Source organism: Nocardia sp. CC227C (genome assembly GCF_030767025.1).
Taxonomy (GTDB): Bacteria; Actinomycetota; Actinomycetes; order Mycobacteriales; family Mycobacteriaceae; genus Nocardia.
This window is the reverse complement of the sequence record NZ_JASITE010000012.1, coordinates 195,299-221,099: the sequence shown is the minus strand read 5'-3', so window position 1 is coordinate 221,099 and position 25,801 is coordinate 195,299. Positions and strand designations below refer to the sequence as shown.

Sequence of the window (25,801 nt, the reverse complement as noted above, 5' to 3'; positions counted from 1 at the left end):
CTTCCGAGCTACAGCGTCGAGGCTAACCCATGGACCGGCGGTTATTTGCTGTCGATGCGCCCGATCGGGTCCGCGGCCTGTGCGAGGTCGGCGCACAGCTGCTTCCACTCCGTGTCGTCGATGCCGAGGGCGCTGCGGAGGTAGGTCCACGCCGCCCGCCGGATGAGTGCCACCCGCTCGGGGCTCTCATCGGTGGTGTCACGGGCCTGGTAGCCGTGGATTCCGCCGAGGGAGTGCTCGCCCCCATGGATGGTGAGCAGGCTCCGCGCGCCCGGGCTGTGGGTGTAGACGTCGGTGAACCAGTCGGGGCCGCGCGTGGAGAGATGGGATTGGTCGTGGTCGCCCGCGACCACCAGCGTCGGGGTTCTCAGGTTGGTGAAGTCGGGGTTCATGAAGGCGAAATTCTCGGCGGCGAACGGTGTGAGCGTGTCGCCGCCGACGCCGGTGGCGGCGAGCAGTACACCCGCTTTCACGCGTGGATCGGTCAGATCGGGTCCGGGCCGCCCATCCGCGCCGAGAACACGTGCGCCGAGCAGCATGCCGACGGTCTGCGCACCCCAGGAATGTCCGGCTACCGCGATGCGGTCGCGGTCGACCCGCTCGCCGAGCCCGGGGAGCGCGGTGACGATCTGGTCGAGCGCGTCGAGCACCCGTGTGATGTCGTCGACGCGGATCCGCCAGATATCCGGGAAGCGCGGATCGTCCATGGTCAGGCCGAGAGTCCGGGAGTCGAGAAAGGTGGGCTGCACGACGACGAAACCGTTGCCCGCCCAGTAGTCGACCAGCGGGTCGTAACCGGACATGGATTCGCCGAAACCGTGCGCGAACACGATGATCGGCAGGCCGGTGCCGACGGCGGGTGCGGACACGCGGACCTGGAGGTCGTGGCCGCGTTCGGGTGCGGGCAGCGTGACCGGTGCGACGCTGATGATGGGGGTGATCGGTGCGGGTACGGCGCTCGGGGCCGCCGGATCCGGTGTGGGCATGGTTAGTCCTTCGATAGCGGTGAACGCCCCGCGGCGGCGGCACGGCCTCGGCCGCGTGAACCGCCGATATACTCGCAATCGGAGCGCTGTTCCGAATATACGGAGCAGTGTTCCGATTAGCAAGCGCTGTCATCGGAAAGGGACGTCACGTGGACGCAGGAGACCGGACTCCGTCCGCCACCACCTCGGCCAAACGCGCCGACGCACAGCGGAACGAGCGCGCCCTGCTCGACGCCGCCGCATCGGTTTTCAAAACCCACGGCGTGGACGCGCCGGTCCGCCGCATCGCCACCGCCGCGGGCGTCGGCATGGGCACCATCTACCGCCATTTCCCCACCCGAGCCGACCTCGTCGCCGCCGTCTACCGCCACCAGATAGACGCCTGCGCCGAAGCCGCCCCCACCCTCCTCGCCGCCGAACCGTCCCCCTTCGACGCCCTCACTCGCTGGATCGACCTCTTCGTCGACTTCCTGGTCACCAAACACGGCCTGGCCGCCGCCATGCGCAACGACCCCGAGGGCTTCGCCACCCTCCACACCCTGTTCCTCGACCGCCTCCTCCCCGTCCTCGACACCCTCCTCGCCGCCGCCCGCGCCGCGGGCGAGATCACCGCCGACATCCCCGCGTACCAGCTCATGCGCGCGGTCGGCGACATCTGCGCGGGCGCGGAGACGGCCGACCCGGACTACGACGTACGTTTCACCATTCGCCTGCTGCTCGACGGGTGTCGGCGCGTGGAGGTGTGATGCGCGTTTCTCCGCGGACTCCGGAAGAAATCGCGCAGTGCACCGGCCAGTATGTCGACATCGTCGGGGTGGTGCCGTTGTCCCGGCAAGGTTACGGTGCGGGAATTGGGCAGCGTTGATTGGAGTAGGTCAATGCTGCTGATGCCGTACGGGTCGGTGATCTCGCCGACGAGAAGCAGGGCGGGCAGTTCGATGGCTCGCCAGGATGCCGGATCCGGGTCCATGGCCGTCAGGCATTCGAGATCGGCGACCAACCCGGGCGCGCGGAAAGCGAGAGCGTCCGCGAGCGGTTGCAATGCCGCGCGGGCCGGGATGGGATCGGTGATCGCGGTGAAGAATTCGATGATCGCGTCCGCGGGCCGCCCGGCCTCCATGTGACGTCGAATCTGTTCGAGCGTCGGTTTCAGCGGAGAGCCGGCGAGGGCGAGCGGCGGTTCGTACAGCGCGAGACGCCGCACCATCGACGGGTCCCGCCGCATGGCCTCCAGCGTGACCAGACCGCCCGCTGAGTGCCCGAAGACGAAAGCCGGTTCACCCACGGCGGTCAGGACCGCCGCCAGGTCGGCCGCCTGGGTGGCGAATTCCACTGGACGCGGACCGCTTTCGCTGAGGCCGTATCCACGCCGTTCGACCACGATGACCCGGTAATCCGGAGCCAGCAGCTGGGCCAGCCCCAGGTACGTGTCCAATGTGACCAACGCGCCGGGAACGATCACCACCACCGGCCCGGATCCCAGCGTGTGAAAGACGATACGTGTCCCGTCGACCGACACGACACTTCGAACGCAATCCGTCACGCTGCGATCCTGACACGTGTTCAACGATTCGGATTGGAAGTTCCGTTACCGGAATCACCGATGAGACAACGGATATCGGATATCCGCCCATCCCATCGGCCTCGTCTTCATCGTGATCGCTTGCTTGTGTGAATGGGTTGGAGGTTCCCCATCCGCCGCGCAGGCAGTCGCACAGAGCATCGAGGTTCCAGCCGAAATAGCCCCCTGGACCGTTGATCGCTTCACCGAGCGCGCAGTAGAAGCTGACGATGTCGGTGACAGCCTCCATCCAGCGTGAGAACCTGACCTGGGCCAGAATCCGGCCTGCCTCGGCGCTGGTAGGCGCTCGTCCAGAGTGCCACCGCCAACCACGCGATCCTGTTCTCGGTGTCGAGCCGCTGCCAGATGCCGCGACGGTTCAATTCCCCGTTACGGATCAGGTTCCATACCCACTCGCCACCGAAATGCGTGTTATCGCAATACAGCGTCACATCGAGATCGACCGAACCCGAACCGAGGCTCGAGGGACGGGCCGCGGTGACCGTCATCTCGGACACGAAGTAGGAGCCCATGGTTACACCATTGGAGTCGAGCACGTCGAGAGAAGCGCCACCGACGCGGACTGCGCCAACGGGCAAGGTTTCCAGGCACTTCCGTAACTTTCCTCGTGGACTACAACCCAGCAGTTCGACCTCGAGTTCGGTACGCTTCCTGATGTGACACGGATTTGGCCCGTTCTCGGGCGTTCGGCGGCTGCTGTGCGGCTTGCCTGGGTGACCGTGTCGATTCTGGTTGTGACCGCGACACTGGTGGGCGACGGTACCGCGGCGGTGGTGGGCGCGGGCATCGCCATCGCTGTTGTCCTCTCCGCCGTCGCGTGTGGTTCGCGAATCGGTCTGTCCTCGCGAGCCGTGCGATTCCCCGGCGAAATCGGCGTGGATCGGCACCGGCGTGGTGCGTTCCGCCGACAGAGCGCTCCGGACACCCCGGGTCGTCCACGACGTCCTCGTGCACCCGGGCGGATCCCGACCGCCGCATAGCTGATTTCCTTTCGGCTGCGGCGACTTTCGGTCGATCTCCGTCCATCCGCCGACGCCTCGCTTCGCGGGGTGCGGCGCTCCAGGCGTGCCCGCTGACCGGCGCATGCCGCTACCGAGGTGCTCAATGTTCGACTTCATCTACTATCCCGTCTCCGCCGTTCTGTGGTTCTGGCACAAAGCGTTCGGCGCGATCCTCGGCCCCGACAGCGGCCTCACCTGGGCGCTGGCCGTGGTGTTTCTGGTGTTCAGCCTGCGAATACTGCTGCTGAAACCCGCAATTCGCCAGATCCGCACATCTCGACATTTCCAGTACCTGCAGCCGCAGATCGCAGCGCTGCAGCGGAGGTACGCGGGCGACCGGGAGCGGCAGGCTGCGGAACTGCGGAAGCTGCAGCGGGAGCATGGCTTCAACCCATTGATGGGATGTCTGCCCGCGCTCGTTCAGGCTCCGGTATTCCTAGGCCTGTTCCATGTTCTGCGGTCGTTCAACCGCACCGGGACCGGACCGGGCGAGTTGGGCATGACACCGGCGGCGAATGCCGATACCCCGAACTACCTGTTCAGCTCCGCCGATGTGCAGTCGTTTCTGGCCGCCCGACTGTTCGGCGCTCCGATCTCCGCAGCCATCACCAGCTCTGATAGCGTACTGGCGTTCGTTGCGCCGTACGGAGGTGTCCCATCATCGGTCACGATCGCGATGGTGGCGGTGCCTCTGATGCTTGTCGCAGCTGTTGCTACCCACTGGAATGCCAGGGCCTCCATTGCGCGGCAGGGTTCGGTAGCGGCGGCCGACCCGCGGGCGACGACCATGAACAGGCTGATGCTGTGGATCTTCCCGCTCGGAGTGCTGGTCGGGGGACCGTTCCTGATGATCGCCATTCTGCTGTACTGGGTGAGCAACAGCGTGTGGACCTACGGCCAACAGCACGTGGTTTTCGCTCGCATCGAGCGCGACGAAATGGCGAAACGGGCCGCGGCGGCCGAACACCGAGTGGTGACAGCACCCCGGCCGGGTGTCCGCCCGGCTGGCCGACGGGGACGGAAGGCCCGACGCCATTGAGCGCTCGCCGACGCTCATCGGATTTCTTCGTCTCGCACCGACAGTGGTTCCACGTCGATCACTGGGGCGGATAACGATGCGCGCGTCTCGATGTCGGCGTCCAGCGCACGGAGCTCGGCCAGATATGCGCTCGTATCCACGGGCCACCCGTCTCGTCCTACCAGCGACCAGGAACCGTCCGAGTGCTGAAGGTAGTGAAACTCAGCCTTCGTGCGTCGGGTCTCGTCGCCGCCGACAAACCCGATGAGGCGGCGGATGCTGCCATCGCCGCGGTGATCTCCGGGCGTCTTGTCCCGTCGAACTACTGGAGCGTGTCCGAGGTTGTGACGGGGATAGAGCGGCGAGGTGCGGCGGAGGCGGCAGTGGTGCGGGAGGCGTTCTACGACATCTACCGGTCGTAGCGAATAAACGCTGCGGGAGGGTAACGGTTACTGTGCCGCATTGCGCTGGTTGGCGTTGAAGCGCGCCTTTTTCTGGCGGTTCCCGCAGGTGTTCATGTCACACCATCTGCGGGTGCGGCTCTGGCTGGTGTCGAAGAAGGCGGCTCGGCAGGTTGGGGATGCGCACAGGGCCAGTTTTCCGTCTCGTTCGCCTGCGAGGATGCCGATCGCGTCGGCGGCGATCACGCCCAGGGCGTCCTCTACGCGGGACGGTGAGCTGAGTCGCCATTGCCGGTGGCCGTCGGGGGTCAGGATTGCCGCGGCTCGGCCCTGAATGCTGCGGTCGTTGATGATTCGGACCACGGCGGCGGGGAGGGGTTCGTGGGTCGCGGCCGCGGTGGCGGCGGCGTGGATGGATTCCCTCAGTTCCCAAGCGAGTTCGTGCTGGGCGGTGGTGCAGGACGCCACGGCCAGTCCGCTCACCGCCAGCCAGTCGACGAGCCGTTGCGGCGTGGGGATGCGCTCGACGGCATTGCCGTGACGCTCCGACAGCGTGCCCGTGAAGCTGGTTGCCAGCACATTGCCGAGGCGGAAGTCGGGGAACGCGGTACGCATGGAACCAGCTTAGCCGGTTGCGCGTGGGGAGCCAGCCGTGTTAGAACCGGCTTAGCCGGTTCCGCAATGGCCAGGAGGTCTCATGTCCCATCCCGCCAGCGATGTGCACGCATTCGAAGCCCGCGTGCCCGACGCCGAGCTCGACGAGCTGCGTGCGAGATTGGCCGCGGCGCGGCTGCCGGAAACCGAGACGGTCTATCGCCCCGCGCCCGACCCCCGCCGCTGGGAGCAGGGCGTGCCCCTCGCCGATCTCGTAGATGTCGTGGACTACTGGCGCACCGGGTACGACTGGCGGTCGTTCGAAGCGCGCCTCAACCGGATCGGCCAGTTCCGCACGACCATCGACGGTGTGGGAATCCATTTCCTGCACCGCCGATCCCCGCGCGCGGACGCCACTGCGCTGATCATCACGCACGGCTGGCCCGGCAGCATCGCGGAATTCGTCGATGTGGTCGACGAACTGGCGGAGCCGAAAGATGCTGCGGTTCCGGCATTCCACGTTGTGGTCCCGTCGCTACCGGGCTTCGGCTACAGCGACAAACCGTCCACCACCGGGTGGGGTATCGAGAAGATCGCTGCCGCCTGGGTGGAACTGATGGGAAGGCTCGGCTACCGCAGGTTCGCGGCCCACGGCGGCGACTGGGGTGGCGTGATCACCACGGTCCTCGGCGGCAGATTCCCCGAACACGTTCTCGGCATCCACACGGTGACCCCGCAGGCACCGCCCGGACTGTCCACCGACGGGCTGACGGCGGCCGAGCGCGCCTGGGCCGTGGACACCCGCGATTTCTGGGGCAGCCGCCGCGCGGCGTACGCGAAGCAACAGGCGGCCCGCCCGCAGACCATCGGCTACTCGCTCGTCGACTCACCGGTAGGGCTGCTCGCCTGGATCCTCGACAAATTCGCCGAATGGACCGACACCCGCGACAGCCCCTTCGAAACGATCTCCCGAGACAGAATTCTCGACGACGTCACCCTGTACTGGCTGACCCGCACCGGAGCCTCCGCGGCCCGCATCTACTACGAAAGCCACAACTCCCTCGACCCGGATCTCCGAGTCGACGTCCCGTCGGCGATCACCGTGTATCCCCGCGACATCGAGAAGTGCCCCCGCCCGTGGGCGCAGCAGCGATTCCGTCAGATCGTCCGATGGCGGGTAGCCGAAACCGGAGGACACTTCCCGTCGCTGGAGGTGCCGGAGTATTTCGTCCACGATCTTCGGGAAGGGCTCGCGGCGGTATCGGCCGCGAAACGGTGAACGCGGCCACTCGAATTCGCCGCGCTGGTCGACGTCGAGCCGCGCCGACGAAGGCCACCACGTCGGTCGGGTTTCAGCGCCGCCATTCTCGTTCACCACGCGCAGACGAGAGCGGGCCGCCGAGCATCTGCTCGGCGGCCCGCGTCTCGGGGATCGACTAATCCAGGTAGTCCCGCAGGACCTGGGAGCGGCTCGGGTGGCGGAGCTTGCTCATGGTCTTGGATTCGATCTGGCGGATGCGTTCTCGGGTGACGCCGTAGACCTGGCCGATTTCGTCCAGGGTGCGGGGCTGGCCGTCGGTGAGGCCGAAGCGGAGGCGGACTACGCCGGCTTCGCGCTCGGAGAGGGTTTCCAGGACGGACTGGAGTTGGTCCTGGAGGAGCGTGAAGCTGACGGCGTCCACCGCGACGACCGCTTCGGAGTCTTCGATGAAGTCGCCGAGTTGGCTGTCGCCCTCGTCGCCGATGGTCTGGTCCAGGGAGATGGGTTCACGCGCGTACTGCTGGATCTCGAGGACCTTCTCGGGCGTGATGTCCATTTCCTTGGCGAGTTCCTCGGGGGTGGGCTCGCGGCCCAGGTCCTGGAGGAGTTCGCGCTGGATGCGACCGAGCTTGTTGATGACCTCGACCATGTGCACCGGGATGCGGATGGTGCGGGCCTGGTCGGCCATGGCGCGGGTGATGGCCTGCCGGATCCACCAGGTGGCGTAGGTGGAGAACTTGTAGCCCTTGGTGTAGTCGAACTTCTCGACGGCGCGGATCAGGCCCAGGTTGCCTTCCTGGATCAGGTCCAGGAACGCCATGCCGCGACCGGTGTAGCGCTTGGCCAGCGAGACGACCAGTCGGAGGTTGGCCTCCAGCAGGTGGTTCTTGGCGCGGTTGCCGTCGCGCATGATCCAGTTCAGATCGCGGCGCAGCTGGACGCTGAGCTTCTCGCCCTTGTCGGCGTACTCCCGGATCTTCTCCGTGGCGTACAGACCGGCCTCGATGCGCTTGGCGAGTTCGACCTCCTCCTCGGCATTGAGGAGGGCGACCTTGCCGATCTGCTTGAGGTAGGCGCGGACCGAGTCGGCGGAGGCGGTGAGTTCGGCGTCCTTGCGGGCCTGCCGCAACGCCTCGGACTCCTCCTCGTCCCAGACGAAGTCGCCGGACGCCTTGTCCTTGGCGGTCGGCTCGTCGGCCTCCTCGGTCTCGGCTTCGGCCTCTTCGGCTTCTTCCTCGACCTCGTCGTCCGCGACTTCGATTTCCTCGTCGCCGAGGTCCTCGTCGTCGACTTCGAGGTCGCCCAGGTCGTCGATTTCCAACGACTCGTCGTCGAGGTTCTCGACCTCGGCGCCGTCGGCGCCTTCACCGGCCTTCTTGGGGGCCGCCTTCTTCGCGGCCTTGGTGGCCTTGGCGGTCTTCTTCGCGGCGGTCTTCTTGGCCGCCGTCTTCTTGGCAGCGGCCTTCTTGGCCGGAGCCTTCTTAGCGGCAGCCTTCTTGACCGGCCGTGCTGCGGTGGTGTCTGCGGAGTCGGCAGCGTCGGCCGATTCGGCGGTCTCTCGGGTATTCGTGGCTACCACGTACGCCCTTTCGTGACGGTTTCGTGCGGCGTCACGCCAGAGTGGATCCGGCGGAGCGGTTCGGTCGGGGGTTCCGGCAATCGCCGGGTTGGCTTTCCGGCTCACCGCCGGGCTTGTTCCATTGTAACGATCGAACCTGGCTGCTTACGGTGCGATACCGGCATCGACGGCCATGGCGGCTCCGACGATGCCCGCGGTGTTCTTCAAATCGGCCGCCACCACGGGGGTTCTGTTGGTCAGCAACGGGATCCACTGCTCATGATCCCGGCTGATCCCGCCGCCCGCCACGAAGACATTCGGCCAGATCAGATCTTCCAGGGTGACCAGCACCTTGCTCACCTCCTCGGCCCACTGCGGGTAGGTCAGGTCGAGCCGATCCTTGATCGACGCGGCGGCACGGTGCTCGGCCTCGCGACCGTCCACCTCCACGTGCCCGAGTTCGGAGTTGGGCATCAACACGCCGTTGTACATCACCGCCGATCCGATCCCGGTGCCGAAGGTGAGCAGCACCACCAGGCCGGCCAGTTCTTTGGCCGCGCCGTAGCGATCCTCGGCGAGTCCGGCGGCGTCGGCGTCGTTGAGCACGGTGACCTCGCGACCGCCCAGCGCCGCGGAGAACAGGGCGCGGGCGTCGGTGCCGATCCAGTTCCGGTCGATATTGGCGGCGGTTCGGGCGATGCCGCCGATCACCACGCTCGGCAGGGTGATGCCGACCGGTCCTTCCCATCCGGCCTGGGCGACCAGCTTCGCCACCGCCTCGGCGACCGCGTTCGGGGTGGACGGCTGCGGCGTCGGGATCTTGATGCGTTCGTGGACGAGTTCACCGTCGGTGAGATCCACCGCGGCTCCCTTCACCCCACTGCCACCGATATCGATGCCGAACGCGTGCCCCCGAGCGGACATGACGAATCTCCTCGTTCTCTCCTGATGGCCGGTACACCATCGTGGTCGCCCGCCACGTCGCGTCCCGCACCGGCGTATGAGCTGTGTCGTGCCCGACAAGCCTAATGCGCGTTTCGCCGGATCTGTGCTGCGATGGATGCGTGCCGGACTCCGATTTCACTTCGACAGCCACCTCGACCGCATCGAACACCACCGACGACCCCGATGGGGCCGATATCGCCGAACTGCGCCGGGTAGCGGTACTTCTGGCCGAGACCGCCGCCGCGCACGTGCGCTCCCGCCGCCCCGAGGTCTTCGGACCGCACGCGCACGAATCGGACGCCGTGCAGGCCAAGAGCACGCCGACCGATCCGGTCACCATCGTGGACACCGAGACCGAACAGTTGGTTCGCAAACTGCTCGCCGAACTGCGCCCGCACGATCGCGTGGTGGGGGAGGAGGGCGGCGGCTCCCTCGACGGCGACGCCGTGCACTGGGTGGTGGACCCCATCGACGGCACCGTGAACTTCCTCTACGGCATCCCGGCCTACGCCGTCTCGGTGGCGGCCATGCGGGACGGGCGTTCGCTGGCGGGCGCGGTGGCCGACGTGGCGCACGAGGTGGTCTACAGCGCGGGGCTGGGGCAGGGCGCGCACCGCCTCGAACCCGGTGCGGACCCGATCCCGTTGCGCTGCAACGCCGTGGACAGCGCCGCAATGTCGCTGGTCGCCACCGGCTTCGCCTACGCGCGGCATCGCCGCACCCGGCAGGGGCAGCTGATCGCCGAGTTGTTGCCGCATATTCGCGACATCCGGCGTGTCGGGGCGGCCGCGCTGGATCTGTGCATGGTCGCCGAGGGCCGGGTGGACGCGCACTACGAACACGGCCTGAACCTCTGGGACTGGGCCGCGGGAGCGCTCATCGCGGCGGAAGCCGGTGCGCGCCTGCGCCTTCCGGCTCCCGAAGCCTCGGGCGCCGAGGGCGCGCTGACGGTCGCCGCGGCACCGGGCATCGCCGATGAGCTGTTCGGGCTGCTGGAGACGCTGGGCGCGACAGCGGCCATACCGGAGATCTGAGGGCATACCGGACGGCCGAAGGGCTGTACGGGACAGCTGGGTCGCACCAGGGCATGGCTGGTGCGCTGTCCCAGGGTGCACCAGCGCGCCGCCCGGACAAGTGTGGGGCCGTGAACCACTGTTCACGGCCCCACGTCGATCGGGCTGGACGGCCCGCCCGGCGGATCGGAAAAGCTCAGGTCAGCACTTCGCCGTCCGCGCGGCGTCGAGCAGGACGGGGTCGATGGCCGGTTCGCTGCCCGGGGCCGGATTCTTCAGCGAGCGCAGCACCTCCTCGGCGTCGGTGCTGGGTCGGACATCACGGAACAGTGAGCCGAGCACCAGGTCCACGCTCTCGTCGGTGCGCTGGTCCTCGATGAGTTCGGCGCAGGGGGCCACCAGCTGCACCGAGGCGGCGGCCGAGCGGCCGTTCACGCCGTAGCGGATCTGGCCGCTGCACTCCAGGTCGCCGTTGACGTACACCGTGTCGTTACCGAAAGCCTCCGCCGCGGGCGCGAATCCGAGATCGCTGAGCTGCGAGGCCACATGGGTGGCCTGGCCGCGCTGGCCGTTGGCATTGAGTACGCGCACCTTGGTCTGGGCCAGCGCCGCCGGTTCCACGTCCCGCAGGCGCGACGGGGACACCCGCTGCCCCAGTTCGGTCGCCGCGGGGGCGTCCGTGCTCTGGGCGGGACTGGGGGAATTGCAGGTCATGGCGCCGGAGTCGCGCGCGTCGCGGGTGAGCGCGCCCCACCAGACGAGCAGGCAGATCACGGCGAGCGCACCCACCAGCGCCGCCCACGGTTCCCAGCGGCGTCGGATGAAGGGGCGGCCCTCGGAATCGGTCGCGGTGCCTCGAGTGATCAGTGAAACCACCCTCATACTCTACGAAAAGGTCTCGCTCGCGGTGCGGAAGGTCTCGGCGAGTTTCAGCAACGGTGACGATTGCCCCTCAGTTTCGACTCGTCTGGGTTTTGATTGCGACTTTTGTCGTGGGGTCCGCTATTGTCTGGCGGCCAGATCGGATCATCCGAGGTGAATCGGGGGTGCGATTTCGGGAACAACAAGGGCATGTCCTGCGTTGACCGAGCGCGATCAGGGACGGATCCACCGGGTCCGGACCGATCAGTGACCGGTGTGCGTCGTGACGTACACCACGGGCGGGGCGGTGCACCCCGATCCGATTCCCCTCCGGGGGTCGGTGAGATGTGCGTCGGTCCGGGATATACGGAGTAAGGACGAGGGGAAGACGACATGGCAACCGACTATGACGCACCGCGGCGCAGCGAGACCGACGAAGTGTCGGAGGACTCGCTGGAGGAGCTGAAGGCTCGCCGCAACGAGGCCGCGTCCGCTGTCGTGGATATCGACGAGTCCGACACCGCGGAGTCGTTCGAGCTTCCCGGCGCGGACCTGTCCGAAGAAGTGCTCTCGGTGCGGGTGATCCCGAAGCAGGCCGACGAGTTCACCTGCTCGAGCTGCTTCCTGGTGCACCACCGCAGCCGACTGGCCGAGGAACACGGTGGCCAGCTGATCTGCATGGATTGCGCGGCCTGAGAGCCGGACACTGTTCCCGGAGGGAATTGGAGCCCGCGCTCGGCACGCCGAGCGCGGTCGAGACCGTGTCGAGTTCCGCAGCGCGGCTCGACCAGCCCACGGTCGTCATCGAGCGCTGCTGAGACCCGGGTCGGGCCCATCAGCGCTGCCTGACCAGCCAGGGTTATTTGCCGAGCGCTGCCAGGACCGGTCGGGCCCATCAGCGCTGCCTGACCAGCCGGGGTTATTTGCCGAGCGCTGCTAGGACCCGGTCGGGCCGACGCGTACTGACCAACCAGTACGGCGTCGGGTCGTCGGGGTCGTCCAGAACCAGTAGCACCATGGGGCCGATCCAGGCCCGGTGCTGGATGTAGGCGGCCGGGTCGAGCTGACGGCCCAGCGCCGCGCTCTTCGCACTGGCGGGTACCGCCGCCGCCCGCGCCACGAACGACGCGGGCAGATGTGCGCGGTCCGCGCGCAGTTCCACCATCCCGGACGCGTCGCGCGTCACCTCCACCCGGTGTCGCGAAAACCACAGCAGCACCCACACCACGATCGGGAACAGCAGCACGTACGGCAGCCATGCCCGCAATCCCGGTGCGCCCATATGGATTTCGGCGGCCAGCAACCCGGCCACGAGGAAGCCGGCCGGCCACCACCACAGCGGCACCCAGAGGCGCTCGCGGTAGATGGTGGTCGTCTGCTGTTGTTCCATGGTCACCTGTGACGGGAGCTGGTCGGACACGACCCCAGACTAGGTCAAGGGGTGCGGTGCGGAACGCGTAGGCTCGGCATACGTGACCGGTATTCCACCTATTCCGTTGCTGCGGCTCGATCCCGGCATCCCCGTACCCACGCGTGCCCACGCCGGCGACGCGGGTGTGGACCTGTGCACCACAGAGGACGTCATCATCGAACCCGGGGAGCGGGTGCTCGTCGGCACCGGGATCGCCGTCGCTCTTCCGATGGGCACCGTGGGGCTCATCCATCCGCGGTCCGGACTGGCCGCCAAACACGGCCTCTCCGTCGTCAACACCCCCGGCACGGTCGACGCCGGGTACCGCGGTGAGATCAAGGTGTGCCTCATCAATCATGATGTGCGTACGCCCATCGAGCTCCGGCGCGGTGACCGCATCGCCCAGTTGCTGGTGCAGCGGGTGGAGCTGGTCGACTTCGTCGAGGTGGAGCAGCTCGACGACACCGCTCGGGGCGCGGGAGGATACGGATCGAGCGGCGGGCACGCGAGCCTGTCCGAGGGGTCCGGTGGGGCGGGCGTGGCGACCGGCAAGGAGGCATGACGATGGTGTTCGGACGGAAGAGAAAGCGCTCCGACAGAGAACCCGAGGAGCGGTTCGACGACGAGTACGCGGACTACGGTGAGGCCGATTACCGGGACGCCGATCACCGGGACACCGGGTATCAGGACACCGGGTATCAGGACGCCGACTACGACGAGGAGTACGCGGACGACGCCGACAGCGGCTACGACGACGCCGCGGCCCACTTCGCCGAGCGCACCGGACCCTACGACTACGACGATGTGTCCGAGTTGCTCGCGAAGGTCGCCGACCAGCGCCTCGATCTCGGCTCGGTGATCGTGCCGGTGCCGCCGGGCGGCCAGCTCCAGGTGGAGATGACCCCCGAGGGCAGCCCGCAGGCGGTCCACCTGGCCACCCAGCACGGTCGGCTCACGGTCGCCGCCTACGCGGCGCCCAAGTCGCCGGGGCAGTGGCGGTCGGTGGCGGCCGATCTGGCGGAGACGCTGCGCAAGGACGGCGCGCAGGTATCCGTGCAGCAGGGCCCCTGGGGCCGGGAGCTGCACGCGGTGACCCAGGGCGCGGATCTGCGCTTCATCGGCGTGGACGGCCACCGCTGGATGGTGCGCCTGGTCGCGGCCGGTCCCTCCGGCGCGGCCGACGAGGGCCAGCCGCTGGTGGCGGCGGCGCGGGCGATTCTGGGCGAAACCATCGTCCGGCGCGGCGACGAGCCGCTGCCGGTGCGCGAGCCGCTGCCGGTGGTGCTGCCGCAGGAGCTCGCGGATCAGCTCGCCGCCGCCCACCAGCAGCAGTTGGCGGCGCAGCAGCAGGCGGTGGCGGCGCAGATGGCGGCCATGAACACCGGGCAGCATCCGGTGATCGCGCCGACCGAGCCGGAGCAGCCGCGGCGCGGGGCCGAGGGTTCGGCCATGCAGCAGCTGGGGCTGAACGGCTAGAAGACCCCGAACAACTAAGGGACACAGTGTGATACGGCCCGCCCACCGACGGTGGGCGGGCCGATTGCGATATCGCGCACAGCGGAGGTGGCGTATGCGCCCGGGACGGCGGCGGTGCCGTTCGTCACGGGGCACGGTCGGCCCGCGGGGTCGCGCCGACGCTCAGGTGGCCGCCTTGTCGCCCACCGGGTTTCGCAGCAGCGCCGGAACCCCGCGGCGGCCGAGCACGCTCGGGTCCGCGCCCAGTTCGTCCAGGGTGATGCGGTGCAGTTCGCCGTGGGGCAGCAGGGCGGTCCACTGTTCGGCCACCCCGATCGGATGCACCGGATCGTCGACCGCGCCGATCACCGCCACCGGCGCGGTGACGCGTGCCAGCAGGTCCGGTTCGGGCCAGCCGTAGGCGGCGGCCTCGTCGAGGAAGCGCGGCAACTCGGGCCATTGCGCGCGCCAGGAGCGGGTGAGTGCGTCGGCCAGCCAGGCCGGGCTGGAGGCGCGCATGCGTGCCGTCACGGCCTCGATGCCGTCGGCGCGCAACTGGACGGCGGTGGCGGCGGCGGAGCGGGCGGCGGGGCAGTCGGCGCTGTCGGCTCCCGTCCACGCGGGCAGTGCGGCCACCACCGCGGCGGTGCGGTCCGGATTGCGCGCGGCCCAGTCGACGGCGACGGCCGCGCCGAGGGAGATGCCGGTGATCAGCACCGGCCCGGAGCGGGCGGCGGCGTCGAGGGCGGCGCGGTAGCTCGCGACCACGCCGCGGGTGTCCGGATCTACCGCGTGCACGGGCAGATCGAATGCGGCACAGGCGGTTTCGAAGGCACGCCGGGCGAAGTGGGCGTCGGATCCGGTTCCGGGCAGGGCGACGGCGATCGCCGGACGGGGTAGCTCGTGCACCCGGATGAGGCTACTCACGCCGGGCGCGCGTGGCGGGGGCAGGCCCGCACCTCTACAGTGGCGGTGTACGGCCGAAGCATGGCCGTGTGGGAAACCCGACGACGTGAGACCCACGCCGTCTTGCTCTACAGGGAAGTGCGAGATGCCATCCTCGGGTGGGAAGGACACACCCTCCGGTTATTTCCGGCGGTTGAGCCGTCGGCTGACCGAGGACCTGGATCGATTGGACGCCGAGGAGCTCGCCGAGACATCGGAGGCGTCGGGGGCCTGTCGGGCGTCGGAGTGTCGACGGGGTGAAGAGGTCACCATGCTGGGCCGGCTGCGCAGTGTCGAAGCCTGCCCCAAGGCGGCCGGTGCGGAGGTCGAGGCGGAGTTCTTCGACGGCACCGACAGCATCGCCCTGGTGTGGATCGGGCGTCGCCGCATCCCCGGCATCGAACCGGGACGTAGGATTCTGGTCCGCGGCCGGATCGGCGAACGGGACGGCGGCAAGGTGATCTACAACCCTTACTACGAACTCCACGAGAAATCCTGAGGCATGCCGATACCGAGCAGCGACGACAAGGCCACGAACTTCCGGAACACCGGGCAGCCGGGCGGCAGCGACGATGCGGCGCTCATCGCCGCCGAGCGGTCGGTCGTCGACGGCGCCGACCAGGCCCTGCTCGCTGCCGACCGCGAGGCCGCCGAGGAGGAGGCCCGCGAGGAGCGGGTCGAACAGTCGCTGCTCGAGCAGATGGGCGGTTTCAGCGGCCTGATCTACTCGTCACTGCCCGTTGTGGTGTTCGTGCCGGTGAACACCTGGCGCGGGCTCACCACCGCCATCTGGGCGGCCCTGGGGGTCGCTACGGCCATCCTGATCTGGCGGATCGTGCGCCGCGATCCGGTCCAGCCCGCCATCTCCGGCTTCCTCGGGGTGGGCGTGTGCGCCTTCATCGCCTACCGGATGGGTGAGGCGAAGGGCTTCTTCCTGTTCGGCATCTACGCCAGCCTGGTGTACGCGGGCGCGTTCGTGCTGTCGCTGCTGGTGCGCTGGCCGCTGGCGGGCGTCATCTGGGGCTTCCTGAACGGCCACGGCAGCGACTGGCGGTCCGACCGCCGGGCCATGCGCCTCTACGATCTGGCCACCGCGGTGTGGGCGGTGGTGTTCGGCGCCCGCTACGTGGTGCAGAACCACTTCTACGACGCCGACTCCACCGGTCTGCTGGCCGCGGCCCGCATCGCCATGGGCTGGCCGCTGACCGCGGTCGCGCTGCTGGTGACCATCTGGGCGGTGCGCCGCGCCGGACACCTGCCCGTGCGCAAGTCCTGATGCGCGAGCCCCTGATGCGCACGCCTTGATGCGCGAGCCCTGACTCCTGGGGGCGGTTATCGCGCGAAGCGCGCCGGACGCAACACCTTTGGGGGCATCGGTGGGATAAAGGTGGATCCCAACCCACCCCTGGGGTACCTATTTCGGCGCACCGGTTCGCAGCAACATCGTTTGTGACAGGAAACGATGAAAGGACCGGAGTTGGTTACCGAGGGCAAGGCAGCGGCGACGTCGGGCATCCGCGACGAGGGGCGCGGTTCGGCGGCGCGGGGCGCCTCGCGCCGGCATCTGGCGGGGCGGGGATCCAAGAACAGTGCGGCGACATCGGAGAGTCGCCGGGCGGCAGCCGAATTGGAGAAACTGATCGGACCGGCCGCCAGCGGTGACAAGCACGCGGTGTCGGACATCCTGCGGATCGTGTATCCGCTGGTGCGGCGCTACTGCACGGCCCGCATGAGCGGCGCGAGCCATCTGCACGTCACCACCGACGATGTGGCGCAGGAGATCTGCCTGGCTACCGTGCAGGCGATTCCGCGCTACCGCGACCAGGGCAAATCATTTCTGGCCTTCGTCTACGGCATCTCGGCCAACAAGGTGGCCGACGCCTACCGCCGGGCGCAGCTGCATCCGGCCTACCCGGTGGCGGAGTTCCCGGACGAGCCGAACACCGAGGCGGGCCCGGAGGAGCGGGCGCTGGCATCGGAGACCCGGGCCGCCGCCCGGGAGCTCATGAAGGTGCTGGCCCCCACCCATCGCGAGGTGCTGGTCATGCGCATCGTGCTGGGCTGGACGGCCGCGGAGACGGCGGAGGCCATCGGCACCAGTGCGGGCGTGGTGCGGGTCATGCAGCACCGCGCGCTGAACAAGCTGCGCGCCGAGTTGCGGGCCGCGTCCTGAGCGCCGGGCCGGACCGGATGGGCCGGCGGGTCCGGGGCGGGTCAGGAGGCGAAATCGGCTCCGGTGGAGAACTCCGCCGGGGTCGCGGCCGTGCCGGTGCCGAAACCGTTGACGCCGAGGGCCTTCCGTAGCTCGTCCTCGGCTTCCACGGAGGTGACGAACAGCAGTTCGTCCTCCCCCTCGAGCGGGTCGTCGCCCTGCGGCACGATCACCCGGCCGCCGCGCAGAATGGTCACCAGCGCGACGTCGCGGGGGATGGCGAGGGTGCGAACGGCCTTGCCCGCCAGTGGCGTATCGGTCGGCAGTGTGATCTCCACCAGATTGGCCTGACCCTGGCGCAGGGTCATCAGCCGCACCAGATCGCCCACCGATACCGCCTCCTCCACCAGGGAGGCCAGCAGGCGCGGTGTCGAGACGGCCACGTCCACTCCCCAGGACGTATCGAACAGCCACTCGTTGCGCGGGTCGTTGACGCGCGCCACCACCCGGCGCACCCCGAACTCGGTCTTGGCGAGCAGGCTGAACACCAGGTTCACCTTGTCGTCGCCGGTGGCGGCGATGACCACCTCGTAGGTCTCCAGATCCGCTTCCTCGAGCAGTTCCAGTTCGCACGCGTCGGCGTGCACCCAGACGGCGGTGGGGGCGACGGTGGGGTCGATGTGGTCGAGGCGGCGTTCCAGCAGCATCACCTCGTGGCCGCCGCGCAGCAGTTCCTGGGCGATGCTGCGGCCGACGGCTCCGGCCCCGGCAATGGCTACCTTCATGATCAGTCCTCGTGGGCGGGTGCGGTGGTGGCCAGGGCGACGGCCTCGCCGACGGTGCCCGAGGTCGCGGCGATGTAGACGGCGTCGTCGGCTTGCAGCACGGTTTTGCCGGTCGGCAGGATGCCCTGCCCGAAGCGGATGATGAACGCGACGCGCGCGCCGATCGTGCTCTCCAGATCGGTGACGGTGCGGCCGTACCAGTCCTCGTGCAGGGTGAGTTCGGTGACCGCGACGGTGCCCGTGGGGTCGCGCCAGGAGGTGGTGGCCTGGTCGGAGACGAGGGTGCGCAGGAAGCGGTCGGTGGTCCAGGGCACGGTGGCGATGGTGGGGATGCCCAGCCGCTCGTAGACGGCGGCGCGTTTGGCGTCGTAGATGCGGGCGACCACACGCTCCACGGCGAAGGTTTCGCGCGCGACCCGCGCCGAGATGATGTTGGAGTTGTCGCCGGAGGATACGGCGGCGAATGCGCCCGCGCGTTCGATTCCCGCCCGAGTCAGGACATCTCGGTCAAATCCGACACCGGTGACGCACATTCCGGGGAAATCACGGCCCAGTCGCAGGAAGGCGCTCGAGTTCTGGTCGATCACCGCGACCTCGTGACCTATCCGGACCAGGGCCCGCGCGAGCGAGGAACCCACTCGCCCGCACCCCATGATCACTACGTACACCGTTCGAACCCCATTCCCGAAAACCGTGGTGTGCGGTCTGGTTGCTTGTCCGGGGGGCAACCGTACCGCCCATGTTCCTCCGAGGGCACGTTCCCCCTCCTGAATGCTTTCAAACCGGAACGAGAATTTCTCACATCGAAGAGGTGCATATCGGCCGCCCGGCCGCGCCGCGAATAGCGCATGCCCTGGACTCCCTTATGCTGCCTCGAGTGTCGAAGTTGACGACGGCCGCCAAACGCATGGTGGTGGGCCGCCCCTTCCGTAGTGACTCCCTGGGGCACACGCTGCTACCCAAGCGGGTCGCGCTGCCGGTGTTCGCCTCCGATGCGCTGTCGTCGGTGGCGTACGCGCCGGAGGAGATCTTCCTGGTGCTCTCGGTGGCCGGGTTGTCCGCGTACGTGTACGCGCCGTGGATCGGTATCGCGGTGGCCGTGGTGATGGCCGTCGTGGTGGCCAGCTACCGGCAGAACGTGCACGCCTACCCGTCCGGCGGCGGCGACTACGAGGTGGCGACCAAGAACCTCGGTCCCACCGCGGGCCTCACCGTCGGCAGCGCGCTGCTGGTCGACTACGTGCTCACGGTGGCGGTGTCGATCTCCTCGGCGGCCTCCAACATCGGCTCGGCGGTGCCGTTCGTGGCGACGCACAAGGTGTTGTTCGCGGTGGTGGCCATCGCATTGCTGACCGCCGTGAACCTGCGCGGGGTGCGCGAATCCGGCACCATGTTCGCTGTCCCCACCTACGCCTTCATGTTCGGCATGTTCATCATGCTGATCTGGGGATTCTTCCGCACCGACGTGCTGGGTGAGTCCGTGCACGCCGAGTCCTACGGGTTCGAGCTGCAATCCGACGAGGATCACCTGCTCGGCATCGCGCTGGTGTTCCTCGTCGCCCGCGCCTTCTCCTCCGGCTGTGCGGCGCTGACCGGTGTGGAGGCGATCAGCAACGGGGTGCCCGCCTTCCGGAAACCCAAGTCCCGCAATGCGGCCACCACCCTGCTGCTGCTCGGTGTCATCGCCATCACACTGTTCATGAGCATGATCGTGCTGGCCCAGCGGGTCGGCATCGTGTACGCCGAGAACGTCGAGGATCTGGTCGGCGCACCGGCGGATTACGAGCAGAAGACCCTGATCGCGCAGTTGGCGCACGCGGTGTTCTCCGAATTCCCGATCGGATTCTACTTCATCACCATCGTCACCGCGCTGATCCTGGTGCTGGCGGCCAATACCGCCTTCAACGGATTCCCGGTGCTGGCGTCGGTGCTGGCCCAGGACCGGTTCCTGCCCCGGCAGCTGCACACCCGCGGCGACCGGCTGGCCTTCAGCAACGGCATCATCTTCCTGGCGGGCGGGGCCATCGCCTTCGTGGTGCTCTTCGGCGCGGAGGTGACGCACCTCATTCAGCTCTACATCGTCGGGGTGTTCGTCTCGTTCGTACTGAGCCAGACCGGCATGCTGCGGCACTGGACGCGGCTGCTGCGCACCGAGACCGATCCGGAACAGCGGGCGCGGATGAAACGGTCGCGGGTGATCAACGCCATCGGCCTCACCATGACCGCGGCGGTGCTGATCATCGTGCTGGTCACCAAGTTCCTGGCCGGGGCGTGGATCGCCATCGCCACCATGGCGTCCATCTTCGGGCTCATGAAACTCATTCGCCGCCACTACGATACGGTCGCGCGCGAACTGGACGAGACCGAATGGGACGGGGTGCTGCCCAGCCGCACCCACTCCATCGTGCTGGTGTCCAAACTGCATCTGCCGACCAAGCGCGCCATCGCCTACGCCCGCGCCACCCGGCCCGACACTCTCGAGGCCATCACCGTGAACGTCGACGAACCCGACACCCGCGCACTGGTACGGGAATGGGAGCGCAGCGATATCTCGGTGCCGCTCAAGGTGATCGAATCGCCGTATCGGGAGATCACCAAGCCGGTGGTGGACTACGTGAAGCGGCTGCGCAAGGATTCCCCGCGCGACGTGGTCACCGTGTTCATCCCCGAATACGTGGTGGGCCGCTGGTGGGAACAGCTGCTGCACAATCAGAGCGCGCTGCGGCTCAAGGGCCGCCTGCTGTTCGAGCCCGGCGTCATGGTGACCAGCGTGCCCTGGCAGCTCAGCTCCTCGACCAAGGCCCGCCGCGGGGGCGAGGTCAACGCACCGGGCGCGATCCGGCGTGGATTCGGTGACGGGCGTAGGTGACCGACGTGGGTGACTGGCACGGAGCCGAACTCGAACTGCGCCTCGGCGCACCCGGACACGGCGGATTCTGCGTGGCCCGGCACGAGGGGCGGGTGCTGTTCGTCCGGCACGGCCTGCCCGGCGAACTGGTCCGCGCCCGGGTGACCGAGGATCGCGGCGGATCCTTCTGCCGCGCCGAAGCATTCGAGATCCTGGAACCGTCACCGGACCGAATCCCCGCCCTGTGCCCGGTCTCCGGCATCGGCGGCGCGGGCTGCTGTGACTTCTCCTACGTCACCCCCGAGGCGCAGCGCGCTCTGAAGGCGATGGTGGTCGCCGAGCAACTGCGGCGGCTGGCCGGATGGGAGACCGAGATCGTCGTCGAGCCGATCCCGGTGGACCTCGGCCCGCCGCACCGGACAGCGACCTCGAACCCGCCGGGGCCGAACACCGTGCCGACGCCGAAGGACGGCACCGGCGACTCCGGGACGGTGCCCGGCCTGGTCGGGTCGGGAGCCGCCGCACGGCCGGGAACGGCTGGGCGGCAACCCGGCGGTCGTGCCTCCGGGGACGCGGAACCGAGCCGAGGCTGGCGCGGTCGCGTGCGGTTGGCCGTCGACGCCGAGGGGCGGGCCGGGGTGCACCGTTATCGCGGGGTGGAGGTGATTCCCGACCTGCGGTGTCCGCAGCCGGTGGCCGGTGCGATGGCGGGTATAGCCGAGCGCACCTGGACGCCCGGGGCGGATCTCGTCGTAGCGGTGGACGGGGACGGGCAGCGCCATATCGTCGAACTGGCTCCGCCCGAGGGCGGGCAGGCGGCGGGTCGTCACGTCGGGCGCGGCGATCGCCGAACCGGCCAGGGGTCGCGGGGTGGTCGCGGCGGCCGAGGTGCGCGGGGCCGTGACGGTGGCCGACGCGGTGGCGCGGACGCGGCTCGCCGGGGCTGGTCGAACGATGATCGCCGGGGTGCCGCGGCGCGGCGGGCGGCGGCGCATGCCCCGCGTGCCGAGACCGTGATCGAGGGCACCGGCCGGGCCGTCCAATATGTGGCGGGTCGGCGTTGGGAGCTGTCGGCCACCGGGTTCTGGCAGCCGCATATCGGTGCGGCGCAGTGCTATTCGGACGTGGTGGCCGACTGGGCGTACGCCTCTCCCGGTGCATCGGCCTGGGATCTGTACTGCGGGGTCGGTGTTTTCGCGGCGCGAGTGGCCGAGCAGGTCGGCGCCACCGGCGCGGTGTCGGGTGTCGAGTTCGCGCGGACGGCCGTCGCCGACGGCACCGCGTCGCTGGCCGACCTGCCGTGGGTGGAGCTGCGCGCCGAGCGGGTCGAGCGCTGGATTGCCGAACAGCCCGCGGCCACACCGGAAGTCGTGGTGCTCGATCCGCCCCGGGCGGGTGCGGGCAGAGAGGTGGTCGCGGCGCTCGCCGCGCGGTCACCGCGCCGCATCGTGCACATCGGCTGTGATCCGGCCGCTTTCGCCCGTGACATCGGCCTCTACCGGGACGCGGGATACATGGTGACCGAGTTGCGCGCCTTCGACGCCTTCCCCGGCACTCACCACGTGGAATGCCTCGCGCTGCTGGAACTGTGAGCCACGACCTCGCTCGTGACCGGTCACGGCCGGACGCGATTCGCGGACCGTGCCGGTCCGGGTTCGTGCAACGCCACATCCTCGGATCGTGGGCGGGGTCGGGATACATGGGCACGCAGCCACCGCACTACGAACTGCGCCCCGAGGCGATCGACGTGCCAGGGCTCGTTGGCGTAGATCTGGCACAGGCCGTAGCCGGCACCGTGAGCCGCCAGCCATTTCGCGGCATCCGAGGCGAGGTCGACGGCGTCGCCCGACACGTGAGCCGACGTTTCCGCGGTGGCGACCCAGCGGGCGGCCGCCGCTCGCGAACCGTACTTCGCGACCGCCTGGCGTAGCAGGCGATTCTGGTGGTCCGGGGAGCGCCAGCCGCTGTTGACGATGAAGGTGACCCCGTCGGCGGCGGCATCGGTGGCCGCGGCGTCCGCGCGCGACTCGCGCGAGCACAGCGGCCGGGATCACGTGCCCCCGTGGTTCAGCTCAGCTGCCACGTGACGCGCAGGCTCGCGGACAGTTCGCTCTCGCCGAGTGCGACGGGGATCTCCGGGGCTCCGCCCATGCCGGCGGATTTGGCGGCGACGGCGTAGGCGCGGGGGACCGGGGTCGGCATCGAGGTGTTCTCGGTGATCTCCAGCACCGGTCCCAGGGTGCGGCCGGCGCGGGTGGCGTACCGGGTGGCCTTGGCGAGGGCATTGTCCCAGGCGGCGTCGCGCGCCCGCTCCAGCAGCGCCTCCTCGTCGGCGACGGTGAGGTTCAGGCCGCCGAGGCGGACGTCGTCGCCGCCCGCGTCCACGGCGTGCGCGATGACGGTGGCCGGGGGAGTGCCGGATTCCGTTGCGGCACCGGAGGAACCGACATCGCGGAGTGCCACGGTCAGCGCGGTGGTGGCGATGTAGCCGGTAATGCGTTCGCGATCCTCCGCCCACACGGTGTCGGTGCGCACCGACAGCCCGCTGGTGGCGATATCGGCGGACCGCACCCCGTCCCCGCGCAGGCTGGCGACCACCGCGTCACTGCGCTCCCCGGCGCGGGCGTACGCCGCCGACACCGTCTCCGCCCGCGACTCGATGGAGATGGTGACCCGCATGAGATCCGGCGTGGCGCGGGCCGCCCCGCTGCCGAAGGTGGTGACGGTGCCGGTCTCGATGCTGGTCACGGGCATTCCTCCTGGCTGGGCGGACGGGTCACGGCCGATGCTACCGACGCCGCGGCCGCGACAGCGCCCGAGCCGCCGCGTCGTGGTGTGCGGTGCTCGAGTCGCCGCGACCCGGCGGGAACGGCGGCAACGACCGGGTGCGCGAGTCCGGCTACAGGTCGTCTCGACCGTCGGCGCGGGCGACACGGCACAGCGGTATCGGTAGACATTCGTACGGAGGTTCCGGGTGTGACGATTCTGGCCACGGCGAGCCATGGGCATGGTCGCCGTCGTCGCGCGTGGGAGACCACGCGGGCGGACCCCTGCGGTGCGCCCGGGTGGCGGCGATGAGTCGAATTCAGTACACCCCGCCGTGGGCGGCCAGGGCGCGCACCGCCGCGTCGGCCTGGCCGTACGCGGCGGCGGCCAGGCGTTCGAGCAGGGCGACCTTGAGTGCCGGGGCCTGCTGGGTGAGGGTGTCGAAGCGGTCGGGTGTGAGCACCGCCAGGCTGACGGTCGTCTCGGCGAGGATGTCGTTGGGGAACGGTTGGTCGAGGATCAGGGCGATCTCGCCGAACGACATCCCGGCCGTGAGGGTGACGAGGCGGTGGCGGCGGCCGTCGCGGCCGGTGAACCCGATCCGCACCCGGCCGTCGAGAATGAGGTACAGGCCCGAGCGCGGGCTGCCCTTGGCCACGATGGTCTCGCCGCGCGCCAGCGTCCGCACGGTGAATTCGACTGCCAGCGAACGCCGTTGGTGCTCGGGCAGCCCGGCCAGTGCGGGATGGTGCTCCAGCGGCACGGCCGCACGGTTGGCGGGCGGTCCGTGGCGGTCGAGTACGACCTGTTCGCACCATTCCGCCGCGGTGTCCCGGTCGATGAACACCCGCCCGTGCGGATCGTCGGGATCGAGACTCGACTCCAGCTGACCGAGTTTGGCGTCCGGGTCCACCAGCGCGACCCGGCAGCCGGTGGCGGCCAGTTCGGTGCGCAGCTCCTCCAGCATGCGCACGGCGATGGCGCTCACGTCGCCCACCTCGCGCACGTCGAGCGCCAGCGCGTCCAATTCGCCGGGGAACTTCTCCACCGCCCGCACCGCCGACTCCGCACCCGCGAACAGCAGGTCACCGTGCAGTTCGACAATGCGCGCCCGGTCACCGAAGCGTTCCAGCACCGCCAGTTCCGCGCCGTCGCGGCGCAGCCGCGACGGCGCCTCCGCCACCGAGTAGGCCGCCCGGATGGCGGTGTGCGCGGCCCGGGTCACGTGCAGGAAGTGCAGGCCGAGCCGGTCCGACAGCTCCCGGCACGCCCGCACCCCGCGCACGCTGCTGCCGTGCGCGTCCAGCCGCGGCGAGTACACGGCGATGCCGAGCTGTCCGGGCAGTACCGCCAGAATGCCGCCGCCCACACCGCTTTTCGCGGGCAGACCCACGGTGGTCACCCAGTCTCCGGCGGCGTCGTACATGCCGCAGGTGGTCATGACGCTGAGCACCTGCCGCACCAGCGGCGCGGTGAGCGCCCGCTCGCGGGTCAGCGGCTGCACCCCGTTGTTGGCCAGTGTGGCCGCCATCAGGGCCAGGTCGCGGCAGGTGATGTCGATCGAGCACTGCCGGAAGTAGCGGTCCACCGCCTCGTCCGGATCGCCGTCGATGATGCCCGCGCCGCGCAGCAGATAGCCGATGGCCCGATTGCGGTATCCGGTGCGCGCCTCGGAGGCGTACACCGCCTCGTCGAGCCGGAGATCACGTCCGGCGAAGCGGCTGTAGCTGCGCCGGACGCGTTCGAACCGGTCGGCGGCGTCGCGGCCGGTGATCAGGGCGGCCGCCGCTATCGCGCCCGCGTTGATCATCGGATTGCGCGGCCGCTGGGTGCCGGGGTCGAGACTGATCTCGGAGAACGGTTCCCCGCTCGGCTCCACGTCGATGCGTTCGGCCACCGCCGCCGGACCGCGGTCGGCCAGCGCCAGCGCGTAGGTGAACGGCTTGGAGATCGACTGAATGGTGAAACGGGTGTCCAGGTCCCCGCTGCCGTACACCCGACCGTCCGCGGTGGCCAGGCAGACGCCGAACGAATCCGGTTGCACCGCGGCCAGTTCCGGAATGTAGTCGGCGAGCGCGCCGGAGCCGTCGGTGCGGCAGAGCCGGTACACCTCGTCGACGATGCGGCCGACCACACCGTCCGGGGACAGTGCGGGGTCGGCAGGCGGTGCGGCCACCGATTCACTCTAGCCACGGGCCGCACCGGATTCGGGGAGGTCG

28 protein-coding genes and 1 pseudogene are annotated in these 25,801 nt (G+C 69.1%); 14 read left to right on the top strand and 15 right to left on the bottom strand.

From position 1 onward, the window contains the following. Positions 1 to 41: 41 nt before the first annotated feature. Positions 42 to 986 carry an alpha/beta fold hydrolase gene (locus QMO76_RS24350; RefSeq protein ID WP_306363641.1) on the bottom strand — a complete coding sequence of 315 codons (945 nt, stop codon included), beginning with the start codon at positions 984 to 986 and terminating at the stop codon, positions 42 to 44. A 149-nt stretch (positions 987 to 1,135) separates the two neighbouring features. On the opposite strand from QMO76_RS24350, the gene QMO76_RS24345 reads away from it, so the two are divergent. Then, on the top strand, positions 1,136 to 1,732 hold the full coding sequence (locus tag QMO76_RS24345; protein ID WP_306363640.1) for a TetR/AcrR family transcriptional regulator: 597 nt from the start codon (positions 1,136 to 1,138) through the stop codon (positions 1,730 to 1,732). Here QMO76_RS24345 and QMO76_RS24340 read toward each other — a convergent pair. The 3 genes and pseudogenes from QMO76_RS24340 to QMO76_RS24330 form a co-directional block, all read right to left on the bottom strand. Continuing rightward, the gene (locus QMO76_RS24340; RefSeq protein WP_306363639.1) at positions 1,672 to 2,454 is read right to left on the bottom strand and encodes an alpha/beta fold hydrolase; all 783 of its coding nucleotides are present in this window, start codon (positions 2,452 to 2,454) and stop codon (positions 1,672 to 1,674) included. The two genes, QMO76_RS24345 and QMO76_RS24340, sit on opposite strands and share 61 nt — an antisense overlap. Before the next feature lie 217 nt (positions 2,455 to 2,671). Next, a pseudogene (locus tag QMO76_RS24335) lies at positions 2,672 to 2,797 on the bottom strand (barstar family protein); the annotation flags it as partial. Then, a complete protein-coding gene (locus QMO76_RS24330) occupies positions 2,751 to 3,080 on the bottom strand; it encodes a hypothetical protein (RefSeq protein WP_306363638.1) in 330 nt (109 codons plus the stop codon). The gene QMO76_RS24330 and the pseudogene QMO76_RS24335, both read right to left, overlap by 47 nt. A gap of 144 nt (positions 3,081 to 3,224) precedes the next feature. Between QMO76_RS24330 and QMO76_RS24325 the strand changes: the two genes are divergently transcribed. The 3 genes from QMO76_RS24325 to QMO76_RS24315 all read left to right on the top strand — a co-directional run bounded on the left by QMO76_RS24325 (position 3,225) and on the right by QMO76_RS24315 (position 5,009). Beyond that, on the top strand, positions 3,225 to 3,548 hold the full coding sequence (locus QMO76_RS24325) for a DUF6412 domain-containing protein (protein ID WP_306363637.1): 324 nt from the start codon (positions 3,225 to 3,227) through the stop codon (positions 3,546 to 3,548). 124 nt (positions 3,549 to 3,672) lie between these two features. Further along, positions 3,673 to 4,608 (top strand): membrane protein insertase YidC, encoded by a 936-nt coding sequence (gene yidC / locus QMO76_RS24320; RefSeq protein ID WP_306363636.1) that lies wholly within the window; start codon positions 3,673 to 3,675, stop codon positions 4,606 to 4,608. A gap of 182 nt (positions 4,609 to 4,790) precedes the next feature. Beyond that, on the top strand, positions 4,791 to 5,009 hold the full coding sequence (locus QMO76_RS24315; RefSeq protein WP_306363635.1) for a hypothetical protein: 219 nt from the start codon (positions 4,791 to 4,793) through the stop codon (positions 5,007 to 5,009). Between the two features lie 27 nt (positions 5,010 to 5,036). On the opposite strand, the gene QMO76_RS24310 is transcribed toward QMO76_RS24315, so the two are convergent. After that, positions 5,037 to 5,603 (bottom strand): CGNR zinc finger domain-containing protein, encoded by a 567-nt coding sequence (locus QMO76_RS24310; protein WP_306363634.1) that lies wholly within the window; start codon positions 5,601 to 5,603, stop codon positions 5,037 to 5,039. A gap of 82 nt (positions 5,604 to 5,685) precedes the next feature. Here QMO76_RS24310 and QMO76_RS24305 point away from each other — a divergent pair, with 82 nt between their 5' ends. After that, positions 5,686 to 6,861 (top strand): epoxide hydrolase family protein, encoded by a 1,176-nt coding sequence (locus QMO76_RS24305; protein ID WP_306363633.1) that lies wholly within the window; start codon positions 5,686 to 5,688, stop codon positions 6,859 to 6,861. Positions 6,862 to 7,018: 157 nt separating this feature from the next. On the opposite strand, the gene QMO76_RS24300 is transcribed toward QMO76_RS24305, so the two are convergent. Both QMO76_RS24300 and ppgK read right to left on the bottom strand, forming a co-directional pair. Then, a complete protein-coding gene (locus QMO76_RS24300) occupies positions 7,019 to 8,422 on the bottom strand; it encodes an RNA polymerase sigma factor (RefSeq protein WP_306363632.1) in 1,404 nt (467 codons plus the stop codon). Positions 8,423 to 8,566: 144 nt separating this feature from the next. Next, on the bottom strand, positions 8,567 to 9,325 hold the full coding sequence (ppgK, locus tag QMO76_RS24295; protein ID WP_306363631.1) for a polyphosphate--glucose phosphotransferase: 759 nt from the start codon (positions 9,323 to 9,325) through the stop codon (positions 8,567 to 8,569). Positions 9,326 to 9,465: 140 nt separating this feature from the next. On the opposite strand from ppgK, the gene QMO76_RS24290 reads away from it, so the two are divergent. Beyond that, complete coding sequence (locus QMO76_RS24290) at positions 9,466 to 10,380, top strand: inositol monophosphatase family protein (protein ID WP_372342060.1); 915 nt, start codon at positions 9,466 to 9,468, stop codon at positions 10,378 to 10,380. A gap of 180 nt (positions 10,381 to 10,560) precedes the next feature. Here QMO76_RS24290 and cei read toward each other — a convergent pair whose 3' ends face one another. Next, positions 10,561 to 11,235: an envelope integrity protein Cei gene (gene cei / locus QMO76_RS24285; RefSeq protein WP_306363630.1), complete on the bottom strand. Its 675-nt coding sequence runs from the start codon at positions 11,233 to 11,235 to the stop codon at positions 10,561 to 10,563. Positions 11,236 to 11,613: 378 nt separating this feature from the next. On the opposite strand from cei, the gene QMO76_RS24280 reads away from it, so the two are divergent. Further along, positions 11,614 to 11,916 carry a DUF4193 domain-containing protein gene (locus QMO76_RS24280; protein WP_029924101.1) on the top strand — a complete coding sequence of 101 codons (303 nt, stop codon included), beginning with the start codon at positions 11,614 to 11,616 and terminating at the stop codon, positions 11,914 to 11,916. A gap of 223 nt (positions 11,917 to 12,139) precedes the next feature. Here the strand turns inward: QMO76_RS24280 and QMO76_RS24275 are convergent, their stop codons facing one another. After that, positions 12,140 to 12,610, bottom strand: a complete 471-nt coding sequence (locus tag QMO76_RS24275) for a DUF3093 domain-containing protein (protein WP_306363675.1) — start codon at positions 12,608 to 12,610, stop codon at positions 12,140 to 12,142. 82 nt (positions 12,611 to 12,692) lie between these two features. On the opposite strand from QMO76_RS24275, the gene dut reads away from it, so the two are divergent. Further along, on the top strand, positions 12,693 to 13,193 hold the full coding sequence (gene dut, locus QMO76_RS24270) for a dUTP diphosphatase (RefSeq protein WP_029924103.1): 501 nt from the start codon (positions 12,693 to 12,695) through the stop codon (positions 13,191 to 13,193). Between the two features lie 5 nt (positions 13,194 to 13,198). Further along, on the top strand, positions 13,199 to 14,107 hold the full coding sequence (locus tag QMO76_RS24265; RefSeq protein ID WP_372342065.1) for a DUF3710 domain-containing protein: 909 nt from the start codon (positions 13,199 to 13,201) through the stop codon (positions 14,105 to 14,107). A gap of 162 nt (positions 14,108 to 14,269) precedes the next feature. Here the strand turns inward: QMO76_RS24265 and QMO76_RS24260 are convergent, their stop codons facing one another. Further along, positions 14,270 to 14,995, bottom strand: coding sequence for an alpha/beta fold hydrolase (locus QMO76_RS24260; RefSeq protein ID WP_306363628.1), 726 nt, complete (start codon positions 14,993 to 14,995; stop codon positions 14,270 to 14,272). 142 nt (positions 14,996 to 15,137) lie between these two features. On the opposite strand from QMO76_RS24260, the gene QMO76_RS24255 reads away from it, so the two are divergent. The 3 genes from QMO76_RS24255 (at position 15,138) to QMO76_RS24245 (ending at position 17,204) form a co-directional block, all read left to right on the top strand. Then, on the top strand, positions 15,138 to 15,530 hold the full coding sequence (locus tag QMO76_RS24255) for an OB-fold nucleic acid binding domain-containing protein (protein WP_306363627.1): 393 nt from the start codon (positions 15,138 to 15,140) through the stop codon (positions 15,528 to 15,530). Positions 15,531 to 15,731: 201 nt separating this feature from the next. Continuing rightward, positions 15,732 to 16,307, top strand: coding sequence for a DUF3159 domain-containing protein (locus QMO76_RS24250; RefSeq protein WP_306363674.1), 576 nt, complete (start codon positions 15,732 to 15,734; stop codon positions 16,305 to 16,307). A gap of 186 nt (positions 16,308 to 16,493) precedes the next feature. Next, positions 16,494 to 17,204, top strand: coding sequence for a sigma-70 family RNA polymerase sigma factor (locus QMO76_RS24245; protein ID WP_306363626.1), 711 nt, complete (start codon positions 16,494 to 16,496; stop codon positions 17,202 to 17,204). A gap of 41 nt (positions 17,205 to 17,245) precedes the next feature. Here the strand turns inward: QMO76_RS24245 and QMO76_RS24240 are convergent, their stop codons facing one another. Beyond that, complete coding sequence (locus QMO76_RS24240; RefSeq protein WP_306363625.1) at positions 17,246 to 17,968, bottom strand: TrkA family potassium uptake protein; 723 nt, start codon at positions 17,966 to 17,968, stop codon at positions 17,246 to 17,248. Between the two features lie 2 nt (positions 17,969 to 17,970). Continuing rightward, positions 17,971 to 18,636 carry a TrkA family potassium uptake protein gene (locus QMO76_RS24235; RefSeq protein WP_306363624.1) on the bottom strand — a complete coding sequence of 222 codons (666 nt, stop codon included), beginning with the start codon at positions 18,634 to 18,636 and terminating at the stop codon, positions 17,971 to 17,973. 209 nt (positions 18,637 to 18,845) lie between these two features. On the opposite strand from QMO76_RS24235, the gene QMO76_RS24230 reads away from it, so the two are divergent. Continuing rightward, positions 18,846 to 20,837, top strand: coding sequence for an APC family permease (locus tag QMO76_RS24230; protein ID WP_306363623.1), 1,992 nt, complete (start codon positions 18,846 to 18,848; stop codon positions 20,835 to 20,837). Positions 20,838 to 20,842: 5 nt separating this feature from the next. Next, positions 20,843 to 22,408, top strand: a complete 1,566-nt coding sequence (locus QMO76_RS24225) for a class I SAM-dependent RNA methyltransferase (protein WP_372342059.1) — start codon at positions 20,843 to 20,845, stop codon at positions 22,406 to 22,408. A 23-nt stretch (positions 22,409 to 22,431) separates the two neighbouring features. Here the strand turns inward: QMO76_RS24225 and QMO76_RS35410 are convergent, their stop codons facing one another. From QMO76_RS35410 to glsA, 3 genes are all read right to left on the bottom strand, one after another. Continuing rightward, complete coding sequence (locus QMO76_RS35410; protein WP_372342063.1) at positions 22,432 to 22,791, bottom strand: D-alanyl-D-alanine carboxypeptidase family protein; 360 nt, start codon at positions 22,789 to 22,791, stop codon at positions 22,432 to 22,434. A gap of 92 nt (positions 22,792 to 22,883) precedes the next feature. Further along, positions 22,884 to 23,564: an SIMPL domain-containing protein gene (locus QMO76_RS24220; protein ID WP_372342058.1), complete on the bottom strand. Its 681-nt coding sequence runs from the start codon at positions 23,562 to 23,564 to the stop codon at positions 22,884 to 22,886. 337 nt (positions 23,565 to 23,901) lie between these two features. Then, positions 23,902 to 25,758: a glutaminase A gene (gene glsA / locus QMO76_RS24215; RefSeq protein WP_306363620.1), complete on the bottom strand. Its 1,857-nt coding sequence runs from the start codon at positions 25,756 to 25,758 to the stop codon at positions 23,902 to 23,904. Positions 25,759 to 25,801 lie beyond the last annotated feature (43 nt).